The organism is Robertmurraya massiliosenegalensis JC6, assembly GCF_000311725.1.
Taxonomy (GTDB): Bacteria; Bacillota; Bacilli; order Bacillales; family Cytobacillaceae; genus Robertmurraya; species Robertmurraya massiliosenegalensis.
This window is the reverse complement of the sequence record NZ_HE978521.1, coordinates 1-13656: the sequence shown is the minus strand read 5'-3', so window position 1 is coordinate 13656 and position 13656 is coordinate 1. Positions and strand designations below refer to the sequence as shown.

Annotated in this window: 10 protein-coding genes; all 10 read right to left on the bottom strand. The window is 39.7% G+C overall.

The window, feature by feature from the left end:
- Nucleotides 1–437: 437 nt before the first annotated feature.
- A complete protein-coding gene (gene gltX / locus BMSHG_RS24275; RefSeq protein WP_019157062.1) occupies nt 438–1895 on the bottom strand; it encodes a glutamate--tRNA ligase in 1458 nt (485 codons plus the stop codon).
- Between the two features lie 52 nt (nt 1896–1947).
- Nucleotides 1948–2427, bottom strand: a complete 480-nt coding sequence (ispF, locus tag BMSHG_RS24270; RefSeq protein WP_019157061.1) for a 2-C-methyl-D-erythritol 2,4-cyclodiphosphate synthase — start codon at nt 2425–2427, stop codon at nt 1948–1950.
- Between the two features lie 47 nt (nt 2428–2474).
- A complete protein-coding gene (ispD, locus tag BMSHG_RS24265; protein WP_019157060.1) occupies nt 2475–3167 on the bottom strand; it encodes a 2-C-methyl-D-erythritol 4-phosphate cytidylyltransferase in 693 nt (230 codons plus the stop codon).
- Nucleotides 3168–3257: 90 nt separating this feature from the next.
- Nucleotides 3258–4340, bottom strand: coding sequence for a PIN/TRAM domain-containing protein (locus tag BMSHG_RS24260; protein ID WP_019157059.1), 1083 nt, complete (start codon nt 4338–4340; stop codon nt 3258–3260).
- Nucleotides 4341–4716: 376 nt separating this feature from the next.
- Complete coding sequence (gene disA / locus BMSHG_RS24255) at nt 4717–5790, bottom strand: DNA integrity scanning diadenylate cyclase DisA (protein ID WP_019157058.1); 1074 nt, start codon at nt 5788–5790, stop codon at nt 4717–4719.
- A 236-nt stretch (nt 5791–6026) separates the two neighbouring features.
- Nucleotides 6027–7421, bottom strand: a complete 1395-nt coding sequence (gene radA / locus BMSHG_RS24250; protein WP_148347035.1) for a DNA repair protein RadA — start codon at nt 7419–7421, stop codon at nt 6027–6029.
- 293 nt (nt 7422–7714) lie between these two features.
- Nucleotides 7715–10153: an ATP-dependent protease ATP-binding subunit ClpC gene (gene clpC, locus BMSHG_RS24245; protein WP_019157056.1), complete on the bottom strand. Its 2439-nt coding sequence runs from the start codon at nt 10151–10153 to the stop codon at nt 7715–7717.
- Nucleotides 10154–10183: 30 nt separating this feature from the next.
- Nucleotides 10184–11248, bottom strand: a complete 1065-nt coding sequence (locus tag BMSHG_RS24240; protein WP_019157055.1) for a protein arginine kinase — start codon at nt 11246–11248, stop codon at nt 10184–10186.
- Nucleotides 11249–11250: 2 nt separating this feature from the next.
- Entirely contained in the window at nt 11251–11799 is a 549-nt protein-coding gene (locus tag BMSHG_RS24235) for a UvrB/UvrC motif-containing protein (RefSeq protein WP_019157054.1), read from the bottom strand.
- A gap of 25 nt (nt 11800–11824) precedes the next feature.
- A complete protein-coding gene (locus BMSHG_RS24230) occupies nt 11825–12286 on the bottom strand; it encodes a CtsR family transcriptional regulator (RefSeq protein WP_019157053.1) in 462 nt (153 codons plus the stop codon).
- Between the last annotated feature and the right edge of the window lie 1370 nt (nt 12287–13656).

The window sequence follows — 13656 nt, the reverse complement described above, 5'->3', positions numbered from 1 at the left end:
TCATACCTAATGATCCCCAAAAATAAAAAAATGCGCCTCTGTCCATATGACAGAGACGCATTTTCCCGCGCGGTTCCACTCTGTTTAGGCGAAAAAAATTCAGCCTCAACTTTTAAGCGCATAACGGTCGCAACCCGCTCGAAATCTACTGAGGCAAGCCTGTTCGAAGTGAGACTCAGAGGTGCATTTCAGAAAACGAGGGGCTTTAAACCAATCTCAGCTGAAAAAATCGATGAAACGATTTTTCCTTGGTTCTCTCTTGAAAGCGTCATTTTCCTACTTTTCCTCATCACCATTTTGTCTATCTATTCATTGTAACGCTCTCCTTAGAGAGCCATATCAGGTAATTTTACTTATACTATATTACATTTTGACGCAACTGTTAACTAATAGATTCCCTTTTTTAAAAGAAATTAAACATTTACATCAAAATCTGCCTATAAAAGTTGCTTTAAACGATTTATTACTTTCTCTCGCCCTAAAAGAGCAATCGCTTTTGGAAGATCTGGCCCATGCGTTTGACCTGTTGTCGCTACTCGAATTGGCATGAACAGTTTCTTCCCTTTATGACCCGTACTTTTTTGTACAGCTTTAATTGACGCTTTAACTCCTTCTGCCGTCAATCCATCCACTTGCTCAACTTCTTGTAAAAAGGCAGCTAATACCGTAGGAACATCTTCATCAGCGAGAACAGCCTCTGCCTCGTCATCTCTTTCTACCTCATCCTTGAAAAACAATCCAGAAAGTTCAACAATCTCAGCGCCGTAGCTCATTTGTTCCTGGTAAAGAGCGATTAAATCTTGTGCCCATTGACGTTCCTCTGCTGTCATATCCGCTTTCACTCGGCCTGCTTTAATTAAATGTGGCAAAGAAAGCTCTACTAGCTTCTCAACTTCAAGCTTTTTCATGTATTGATTATTCATCCATGCTAGTTTTTGCTTATCAAACAACGCCGGGGACTTAGATAATCTTTCTGCATCAAAGATCTTGATTAATTCCTCTTTAGAGTAGATTTCCTCTTCGCCAGCCGGTGACCAACCAAGTAAAGCTATAAAGTTAAATAACGCTTCTGGAAGATATCCCAATTCCTCGTACTGCTCGATGAATTGAATAATTGATTCATCACGTTTGCTCAATTTTTTTCGACTCTCATTGACGATCAACGTCATGTGACCAAAAACAGGTGCTTCCCAACCAAGAGCTTCAAAGATCATCAACTGTTTAGGCGTATTGGAAATATGGTCATCCCCACGTAACACATGACTAATCTTCATTAAATAATCATCGACAGCAACAGCAAAATTATACGTTGGCGTGCCGTCCTTTTTTACAATAACGAAGTCTCCTCCAACTCCATCGGATTCAAAGGATACATTCCCCTTTACCATATCATCAAAAGCATATACTCGACCTTCTGGTACAAGGAAACGAATGCTCGGCTGTCTGCCTTCTTCCTCGAACTTTTGCTTTTGCTCTTCCGTTAAGTGGCGGCAGCGACCAGAATAACCGGCGATTTGTTTAGAGTCACTTTGCGCTTCGCGCTCTGCTTCTAATTCTTCTTCTGTGCAATAGCATTTGTAGGCCAATCCTTTATCAAGAAGTTCCTTATAATATTGCTCGTAAATATCATTTCTCTCAGATTGACGGTAAGGACCATAACCCCCATCCAAATCAATGCTTTCATCCCATTCCATTCCAAGCCATTTCAAGTACTTAAGCTGACTTTCTTCCCCACCAGCAATATTTCGCTTTTTATCTGTATCCTCTATACGAATAACGAATTTTCCACCTTGATTGCGTGCAAATAAATAGTTAAATAATGCAGTCCGAGCATTTCCTATATGTAAATGTCCTGTTGGACTTGGTGCATAACGTACGCGAATATCGTTTGACATAATTCTTCCTCCTGTTTGCATTTTTCGTGACACATATTTGTATACGAAGAAATTATTTCACCTTTTGCAACAATACAACCGCTTGAGCAGCGATGCCCTCTCCTCTACCGGTAAACCCTAGCTTCTCTGTTGTCGTCGCCTTGACATTGATCTGTCCTGGATCACACTCTAACAATTGAGCAATTCTTGTTTTCATTGGTTCTATGAAAGGCGCCATCTTCGGTTTTTGAGCAATAATCGTACAGTCTGCATTCACGAGCTCATAGCCCTTCTCCTTAATGATCTGCCAAATATGAATAAGAAGTTTGGCCGAATCTGCATCCTTAAAGGCTGGGTCTGTATCAGGAAAATGCTTTCCAATATCCCCTTCTCCAATTGCTCCTAAGCAGGCATCTGTTATTGTATGTAAAAGCACATCCGCATCTGAATGTCCAAGAAGCCCTTTTTCATAGGGAATCTCGATCCCACCTATAATTAAAGGTCGACCCTCTGTTAACTGATGTACATCAAAGCCTTGTCCGATTCGAAACATCCTTTATCACCTTTCATCCATCATGTTCATCAAATAAACACCTATTTTTAGCGTTCACGCTCTCCTTGCTTTTTTAGAATCGCTTCAGCAAAATATAAATCTTCCTTTGTTGTCAGCTTTATATTATCATAACTTCCTTCAACAATCTTTACCGGGAAAGGCAATCTTTCTACTAAACTTGCTTCATCTGTTCCGAGGAAATTTGTTTCAAGAGCATATTGATGGGCCTTTTTTAGAATAGACATACGAAAAGCTTGTGGGGTCTGAATCGCCCACAAGCTAGATCTGTCTACTGTCTCTACCACTTCGTTCTGTTGAACTCGCTTGATTGTATCCTTCACAGGAACTGCCACAATCGCAGCTCCGTGTTCAGATGCCTCGGTCACCAATTGATGAATGAGCGAAATATCTATAAAAGGTCTTGCCCCATCATGTACTAGCACGACTCCTTCTGTCGTGGTCGCCTCTAATCCATTATAGACACTATGTTGACGCTCTTTCCCACCATATACTAAAGCGGTAACCTTACGAATCCCGTATGCACTTAACAATTCTTTGAACGAGTCTTCATCTTGTGGAGCTATCGCTAAGATTATGCCATCGCAACTCTCATCTTCCTCAAACACCCGTAAAGTATGAATAAAAACAGGGACCTCATTTAGTTCCAATAAAAGCTTGTTCTTCCCTGCTCCCATTCTTTTCCCTTGACCGGCTGCAGGAATGATGACTTGATAAGCCATAATGTACTCCAATCCAGCTCCCAAAAAGGAGCCTTACTATAAAATCATTCTAAAGGGGCATCATCAGATGACGGCCCCTATTTATTATCATTATAATGCTTTTTCTAATAATTTGGGCTTGGCAAAAATCATTCGTCCAGCAGATGTCTGTAATACGCTCGTCACCAATACTTCAATATGTTTGCCGATATAATCACGGCCACCTTCAACGACGATCATCGTACCATCATCCAAATAAGCAATTCCTTGATTTTGTTCTTTCCCGTCTTTAATGACTTGGACATTCATTTCTTCACCAGGTAGAACAACTGGTTTCACCGCATTCGCAAGATCATTAATGTTTAAGACAGAGACCTTTTGTAACTCACATACTTTATTTAAGTTAAAGTCATTCGTTACAACAACGCCATTTGTGAGCTTAGCTAGCTTCACAAGCTTACTATCTACTTCTTGAACGTCTTCAAAGTCCCCTTCATAAATTTCCACATTCATAGAAAGTTCCTTTTGAATACGATTAAGGATATCTAGCCCTCGACGACCTCGATTTCTTTTTAACACATCAGAAGAATCTGCAATATGCTGTAATTCACCAAGCACAAATTGAGGGATTACAATTGTTCCTTCAAGAAATCCAGTTTGGCAAATATCTGCAATTCTCCCATCTATAATTACACTTGTATCTAATATTTTGAGGACGTTTTTATCCGTAGCTTCTACCTCTTCCTCGACAGGCTTCTTCTTGCTTCGAGTTAACAACGCCATTAACTCATCTCGTTTTTTGTAGCCTACTTGGAAACCTAAATAACCAAATAATAATGTGATCAAAATAGGCGCAACCGTATTTACGATTGGAACTTCTATCATATTCAGGGCGAACCCTACTAAAAACGCAATGACAAGGCCAAAGCCTAAACCAATGCTAACAGCGAGGATATCTGTGATAGGAGCCTTAACTAAAGATTCCTCAACCCATTTCACAAAATCAACAATGTAATCAACCGCCCAAAAAGTAATAAAATAAAATATAATAGCACCAACCACTGCGGTTACGTAAGGATTGTTAATGACCGCAATATCACCAATACTCACTAAGTTTAATAAATCACCGATAAAAAAAATCCCAAGCGTTCCACCTGTAATAAGGAAGCAAGCTTGAATTATTCGCTTTAACATTCCTTCACCTCCTTTATACATTATAAACAAATTCCATAAATTGAAACCTAATATTACAGAGATTTTTAACTTTGTTAACAGAGTGCAATGCGTTTGTTATGTTAGCAAAATAAGCATCTCTTATACGTTAAAATCGTACACCATAAGCGTAGCACCCTCGAAAAAAAGTGTCAAATGAGATGATTCGTCAATTTTGGGTAAAATAGACAAAAAACGAATAATTTTTTATGTATAATAAAAATCATTCGTTTTTTAATTGGTTATCAGGGATTAATTACCTAATTTCGTTCGTTTTATACAAGCGAACACCCTTTTAGACCTAACTATAAAGAACTAATTATTCTAGCATACGCATCTATCAAATTCAATGGATTTTTCAAATTTGCCGATCCGCAAACAGCTGCTCTTTAATAAGCTTTAACCCTTCTTTTATCTTTCTTGCTCTAACTTCTCCAATCCCCTCTACTTCATCCAGCTCTTCAACAGTAGCTGCAACAATATGACGTAGCTCTTTAAATCGCTCTACTAAATTTTCAATAATAATAGGTGGTAACCGAGTAATTTTATTTAGTATTCGATAGCCTCGCGGACTTCTAAATTCATCAATATGGACATAACCATGGAAGCCTAGTAGCTTTAGAATTGCCGTATCTTCAAGCATTTCTTCATAGGCTAGCTCCTGCAACCTACAGAGAATAACTTGTGGTTCTATCTCCGTAGTGGCAGCATAGTCTTTAACAATTAATGCTGCCTCTCTTTCGATATCTGTCAAAAGCTCATTCATCTGTAACCGGATTAACCTTCCCTCGGTTCCAAGCTCACATAAATACGCTAATAGTTCATTTTTAATTCTTAGTACCATTTCAAATCGATGAATGACTTTGATCATGTCACTGTACGTCACAACCTCTTCAAATTCGAGTACACCTAAATTGGAGATACTTTGTTCTAAAACAACTTTATATTTTTCCAATGTTTGTAAAGCTTGATTGGCTTTCGTTAAAATAAACCCAATTTCTCTTAACGCATACCGGAGATTGCCTTGGTATAGCGTAATCACATTTCTCCTTTGGGAAATGGCAATAACAAGTGCTTTTGTTTGTTTCGCCACTCGTTCTGCTGTTCGATGGCGCATACCTGTTTCAGAGGTAGAAATAGTCGGATCTGGGGCAAGCTGAGCATTTGCGTTTAAAATTTGATCTCCTCTTTCATTCAAAATAATCGCCCCATCCATTTTTGCTAATTCATAAAGAAAGCTAGGGGAAAAGGGACAATTGATTTGAAAGCCTCCATCGACAATATGCTTTATTTTTTCAGAAGAGCCAAACACAATGAGCCCACCTGTATTTGCTCGCAACACATTGTCGATCCCTTCTCGAATGGGAGTTCCTGGAGCAATCAATTGCAATATTTCCGAAACGGGTGTCTCTCCTAGCTTTTTATTTTCCAAAATCTGCCCCTCCTTCACGCTGCAATTCCTTTCTTGTTGTACAGGTTTATTACGTTACAGGGATCCTTTCCTCTTTATCAGAATATGGCTTCACAAAGGAAATATTCAGAATCCCCTTGTACTTTCTTGAATAGATGAGGGGAACAATAAAAAAATGCCCCTTTCCTTGAAAGGGACAAACTTTTGCAATAGCTACCTTCGCTCTATTCTTCTACTCCTGGATGTGCCGGTTGCTTTTAAAACGGCGTAGAATTAAATACTTTGTCAATGACTTCAGCTAATGTGTTGCAAGGGATCACTTCGATGTCTTTGAAAGCATGTTGATTTCGCAAACCATTTCTCGCAATGTACACCTTTTTATAGCCCATTCGCTCAATTTCACGAACACGCGCCTCTAGCGTAGGCACCTTTTTTAATTCCCCTGTTAATCCGATATCAGCAATAAACACGACATCATTGGGGATTCCTTTTCCTTTATAAGAGGAGACGATACTCATGAGAACAGCTAGGTTGCTAGACGTTTCCTTTAACCTTATGCCCCCAGTTGTTTTAATAACCACATTTTGGGTCAACATCTGTAAGCCGGCACGCTGCTCCAATATCGCCGTAAGCGTATTGATCTGATCCTTACGCATACACTCCCCAATTCGGGACGGGTATGGTGTGAATGTTGGAGATACTAAACTCTCCACTTCTACAATAATCGGCCTTGTCCCTTCTTTAATAACCGTTAAGGCACTTCCGCTGACAATTTCATTTCTTTGCGTAATGAAGAATTCTGAAGGGTTATCAATCGCTCTTAGACCATCCTCTTCCATTGAGAAAAAGCCCATTTCACCCGTACTTCCATACCGATTTTTACTTGCTGAAAGCTGCTTTAATTCTTCTCCTTCTTCCCCATCTAAAACAAGAACCGTATCAACTAAATGCTCCAACGCACGCAACCCGGCTAGCTCATTATCCTTTGTCATTTGCCCGACCATCATCACCGCTCTTGGACGCTCGGCACTTTTTGCGACCTTCAGCATCGCATTGGCACATTCCATTGTTTGTGTCGGACTCCCAGGTCTTGAGGGGTACTCCTCTAATACAAAAGTTTGAATACTGTCAATAATAACAATGTCTGCATCGACTGCTTCAATAATACCTAGAACATTATTCATACTAGTATCAGAATGAATCCAAATATTTTCATGAATACTTGGCAAAATCCGCTCCGCACGATTTTTGATTTGGCTTTCACTTTCCTCTCCTGATGCATAGAGGATTTTATACCCTTTTGAAGCCAGATCCTGACTGACTTGTAAAAGCAGTGTCGATTTCCCCGCTCCAGGAACAGCCGTAATGATCGATAAGGAATCCTTGACAATGCCACCGCCCATGACTCGATTAAATTCGGAGATAGACGTCACCAATCGATCGCTTTTAGAAGAGTTCGTATCCAATAATCTCTTAACGGCCACATTCGTTTTCGCTACCCTTGGCTTTGTTTGTTTTGATTCCCCGCCACTCGTCTCTTCCCTTAGGGTTCCTCGTTCCCCACATCCATTGCAAAATCCTTGCCATTTCGGGTGCTGCGTTTCACAACTTGAACATATATAAACTGTTTTTACTTTTTTCAACCTGATCATCCTCATCCGTAGTTCATTCTTCTACCATCGATTTTTCACACTAATTAATTATCGCTCATCATCCAAAACGTTAGAAAAAAAAACATGGGGTATCGCCAAAAAATGTTACTTCCCTTATATCATATATACCTATTTTACCTCTAAAAACCCAATAAGGGGCAACGAAAAGTGGTGTCTCAAAATAATATCTACTCTAAAACCTCATCGAAAGTGTAAATGTCGGAGTTTGGATATTACAAACCGTGAAAAAGTAATGAGGTATCCGCAAGGAAAATGCGAATACCTCTCATCTCTTATTTATTTAACTGTGGTGTACCCGATTTCACTTTGAATTCACCATTTTCTACATCAATGATCACAGCTTGCCCTGTTAACACCGTACCTTTTAGTAGCTCTTCAGACAAGCGATCCTCAATATGCTTTTGAATCGCCCTTCTTAATGGACGAGCTCCATATTCTGGATCATAGCCCTCGTCAGCAATTTTCCCAATCGCCGCCTCAGTTAATTGTAATTTAATATCTTGTTCATGTAGACGTTTGATTAATTGATCAGACATTAACGTAACAATGTTTGTCAAATGCTTCTTCTCCAATGCATGGAAGACGATAATTTCGTCAATACGATTTAGGAATTCTGGGCGGAACGCTCTTTTCAGCTCTTCCATTACTTTTCCCTTCATATCCTTGTAATCCTGCTCACCATCCTGAAGATTAAAGCCGACATATTTATTACGCTTCAAGGATTCTGCTCCGACATTCGATGTCATAATTAGAACGGTATTACGGAAATCGACTGTTCTTCCTTTGGAGTCTGTCAATCGACCATCCTCAAGTACTTGAAGTAAAATGTTAAAGACATCTGGATGAGCCTTTTCAATTTCGTCAAGTAGGATAACAGAGTATGGCTTTCTACGAACCTTTTCCGTTAACTGTCCACCTTCATCATAGCCAACATATCCTGGAGGAGAACCAACAAGACGTGAAGTGGAATGTTTCTCCATATATTCAGACATATCCACTCGAATCATTGCATCTTCGTCGCCAAACATCGCTTCAGCTAACGCACGAGCAAGCTCTGTTTTCCCTACCCCAGTCGGTCCTAAGAAAATAAATGAGCCAATTGGTCTTTTCGGATCCTTCAAACCTGCACGAGCCCGTCGCACGGCTTTCGAAATGGCATTAACCGCTTCTTCTTGACCAATCACTCTGGAATGAAGAATTTCTTCGAGATTTAACAGTTTTTGCGTTTCTGTTTGCGCAAGCTTTGAAACAGGAATACCGGTCCAGCTCGAAACAACACTTGCGATATCTTCCACGGTTACTTCTGAATTCTCTTTGCCTTGCTTTTCCTTCCACGTTTTCTTTGTTTCTTCTAATTGTTCACGTAAACGCTGTTCAGAATCTCTAAGAGACGCAGCCTTTTCAAACTCTTGGCTTTGAACCGCTGCATCTTTCTCTTTGCGAACCTCTTCTAGCTTTACTTCAAGCTCTTTTAAATTTGGAGGCGTAGTATATGAACGAAGTCTTACCTTTGATCCTGCCTCATCAATTAAATCGATCGCCTTATCTGGTAAGAAACGGTCAGAGATATAACGGTCCGATAACTTAACTGCTGCTTCAATCGCTTCATCTGTAATTGATACGCGATGATGAGCTTCATAACGATCCCGTAAGCCTTTTAAAATTTGTACGGATTCTTCAGATGTCGGCTCATCCACAGTAATCGGTTGGAAACGACGCTCTAACGCAGCATCCTTTTCAATGTATTTCCGATATTCATCTAATGTAGTCGCTCCAATACATTGAAGTTCACCACGAGCCAATGATGGTTTTAAAATATTCGATGCATCAATTGCACCTTCTGCTCCACCTGCACCAATTAAAGTGTGAAGCTCATCAATGAATAAAATAATATTCCCCGCTTGACGAATCTCATCCATGACCTTTTTCAAGCGGTCCTCAAATTCACCACGATACTTCGTTCCAGCAACGACTGTCCCCATATCCAACGTCATAACCCTTTTATCACGTAGAATTTCAGGAACTTCATTATTGACGATTTGTTGGGCAAGACCTTCTGCGATTGCTGTCTTACCAACTCCAGGCTCCCCGATTAAAACCGGGTTATTCTTTGTACGACGACTTAAAACTTCAATGACACGTTGAATTTCTTTACTTCGGCCAATGACTGGATCAAGACTTCCCTCACGAGCGATCGCCGTTAAATCTCGCGCTAAACTATCCAATGTTGGCGTATTCGCACTCGCAGTTGAACCACCTTGATGTCCTGACGATTCATTGCTTCCCAATAATTGAAGGACTTGTTGACGAGCTTTATTTAAACTAACACCTAGATTATTTAGGACCCTCGCTGCAACTCCTTCTCCCTCACGAATCAACCCAAGGAGAATATGCTCTGTTCCAACATAAGAATGACCAAGTTTTCGTGCTTCATCCATCGATAGCTCGATGACTTTTTTCGCTCTAGGCGTGTAATGAGGAGTCTGTGAAGCATCCTGACCTCTACCGATTAAGTTCTCTACTTCTTCTTGAATCTTGTCAGAGCCCAGTCCTAATGCATATAGTGCTTTCGCAGCTATCCCTTCTCCTTCGCGGACAAGACCTAGCAATACATGCTCTGTTCCAATATTGTTATGACCTAAACGATTTGCTTCTTCTTGGGCTAAAGCCAGTACTTTTTGCGCTCTTTCTGTAAATCGTCCAAACATCATTGTCTATATCCTCCCTACCAAATTAGGTTTTTAATATTCCATATTCAATCTTTCTCTTATCAATGAAGCACGCCTTACATCCCGTTCATCTGGTCTTAAGGGACCACCAGCATATTGTTGTAAAAATCCTGGCTGTGTAAGAATCATAAGCTCGTTCAAAATATTTTTAGATATATTTTTGATATACCCCATATCAATTCCTAAACGAACGTCTGATAAACAGCTTGCTGCTTCTTTACTTTCAATGACTCGGCAATTAGACAACACCCCGTAGGATCGAAAAACTTTGTCTTCTAATTGTATGTTTGAAGTTTTTGCTAATGCTTCCCTAGCTGATCTTTCCTCGGAAATTAACTGCGCTACCACACCCTGAAGATCTTCTACGATGTCCTCTTCTGATTTTCCTAATGTGATTTGATTGGATATTTGAAAAATATTCCCTAATGCCTCGCTGCCTTCACCATAAATCCCTCTTACAACTAATCCTAACTGATTGATTGCCGGTATAATTCGATTTAATTGGTGCGTGAGTACAAGACCTGGCAAATGCATCATGACAGATGCCCTCATCCCTGTCCCTACATTGGTTGGACAGCTTGTTAAATAGCCAATCTGTTCATCATATGCATAATCTACTTGCTTTTCAATATGATCATCAATTTCATTTGCCACTTTTAAAGCTTCTGAAATTTGCAGGCCTGGAAACAAGCATTGAATTCGAATATGGTCCTCTTCATTCACCATAACACTTACTTCTTCATTTTCTGAAAGAATGCAAGCACCCAAAACCGCATTTTTTTCAAGATATGGGCTTATCAAATGTTTCTCAACTAACACTCTTTTGTGCAAAGGCTGAAGGTCATCCATTACTAAAAGTTCTAAAGCCCCAATTGAGGAAAAAGGATGTCCGCTTACACTGTTGTATACTGCATCGATCACTTGCTGTCCTTCTTCGCTTGTAAATACCGTCGGAAACTTATAATCCTTGAAATTCCTTGCCAACCGTATTCGGGAACTTAGAACAATGTCAGAATCGGGACCTTCCGCACTCATCCATGAGCTAACCGCTTGGTTTAAGAACCTCTCCAATGACATGTTTAAATTCCTCCCTCATTACTACGCTCTAATTGTTTTTCTAATGAACGTATTTGATCGCGAATTTCTGCTGCCTTTTCAAATTCTTCCTTTGAGACAAGTTCTTGGATCGTTTGTTTCAGACTTTCTATATTTTTGCGAACATGAAGACTTCCTCCAATTCGCCTTGGTATTTTCCCATTATGGGCCCAATTCCCACTATGCAAACGTCTAATAATAGGATTTAATTGTCCTTTAAAAGTTTCATAGCAATTCGAACAACCAAATCGACCTATTTTGACAAATTGTTCATATGTCATTGAGCACTCTTCACACCGTAAGCTTTCCTCTTTCTGATAAAGGGGAGCTTGCTTTGCTGGTTGAAAATTATTTTGTAGATTGAACAATCCAGCTAATAAATTATTAATAGAAAATTCTCCTGTGTTTACGATAAAAGCTTCTCCTTTTTCCTGAGCACACTTTTCACATAAATGCAGGACGGTTTTTTCACCATTATTAACTTGTGTAAAATGCAAGGTTGCTTCTCTTTCATGGCATTCCTGACACTTCATTGTCCTATCACCCCTTATACTCTCTTTATTTATATTTAAGAGTAGTGAGCATTGCTTTTATCATTCTTGAACGAAGCTCATCTCTGTATGGCAAATCAATATATAGCACTGATCGATCAATGACACTTAACATAATCTTTGCTTCTCTCTTTGAAATAACCTCTTCTTCAACAAGTCGATATATGACGTTTTCCGCACTATTTTGCGATATACGATTATGAATAATCGATAATAGTTGGTCAATAAGGTCAGCATGATCATAAGATTGTACCCTCATAATCCGGATATAACCTCCGCCACCTCTTTTACTTTCAACAATATAACCTTTTTCAATCGTAAATCGCGTATTGATCACATAGTTGATTTGAGATGGGACACATTGAAACTTGTCAGCAATTTCACTTCTCTTAATTTCAACAATCTCTTTTTCGCTCATTTCCAAAACTTGTTTTAAGTAATGTTCAATGACGTCGGAGATATTCCTCAAAAGACCCCCTCCTATCTGACTTTGACTATATTTGACTTTTATTATACATGAAAAAGACGTCCATTTGCAACGAAGGAATCTTGACGTTTGATTTGATCACTTAGCAAGTGACGATCGGGTTGTTCTGTATAAGTTTTGTAAGATATTCTAGTAATGATTCTCCTTACTAATTTCCCCACATTTATCCCTTTTCAAACGATTTTTAAGGATATAGGAAGATGAAAAAGAACGAATGTCTCCCAATAAGCATCCTTTTTAACAGATTGGTATCGCAGTAGTTTTTTTCAATTTATTAACGTCTCGATTCTTACCTCATGCGAACACTCGCCAAGACTGCTTTTCTTGCGAAGCTTCATCAATCTTAGCTCATAAACCTCTTATTTATCATTCCTATGCAGCGGCTGAATTCTTGCCTCTTTGGTGGGCCCTCTTATGTATGCCGACATTCTTTTTTCTTTTCTATTCCATTACTTGAGTTTGTCCTCGTAGGCCCTTTATGAGGACAAACTTTCTTCGATTTCGTTCGACCTTGTCCTCATGAACTCTCTATGAGGACAATCTCTCTTGGATTTCGTTCGACTTTGTCCTCATGAACCCCTTATGAGGACATTCTTTCTTGGATTTCGTTTGAGTTTGTCCTCATGAACCCTTTATGAGGACAAACTTTCTTGATTTTCGTCTGATTTTGTCCTCATGAACCCTCTATGAGAACAATCTTTCCTCGATTTCGTTCGACTTTGTCCTCATGAACCCTCTATGAGGACATTCTTTCCTCGATTTCGTTCGACTTTGTCCTCATGAACCCTTTATGAGGACAATCTTTCTTGTATTTTGCCTGACTTTGTCCTCATGAACACTCTATGAGAACAATCTTTCCTCGATTTCGTTCGACTTTGTCCTCATGAACTCTCTATGAGGACATTCTTTCTTGGTTTTCGCCTGACTTTGTCCTCATGAACTCTCTATGAGGACATTCTTTCTTGATTTTCGTTCGACTTTGTCCTCATGAACCCTCTATGAGAACATTCTTTCTTGGTTTTCGTTCGACCTTGTCCTCATGAACCCCTTATGAGGACACTCTTTCTTGATTTTCGCCTGACTTTGTCCTCATGAACATTCTATAAAATACAAACTTTCTTACTCAGTCACTTAAATACCTATTTTATAGAATAAGATCAAAAAAAGAGCACCCATCAAATGGATACTCTTTTGCTTTGCCCGGCAACGTCCTACTCTCACAAGGGGACAGCCCCTAACTACCATCGGCGCCGAAGCTTAACTTCCGTGTTCGGACTCCGGCCGTCTATGACCTTCGGATCTCTTCGTCAGCTTCGCTCCTTCAGTCCTCGTGTACATTGTACACTCCGGGC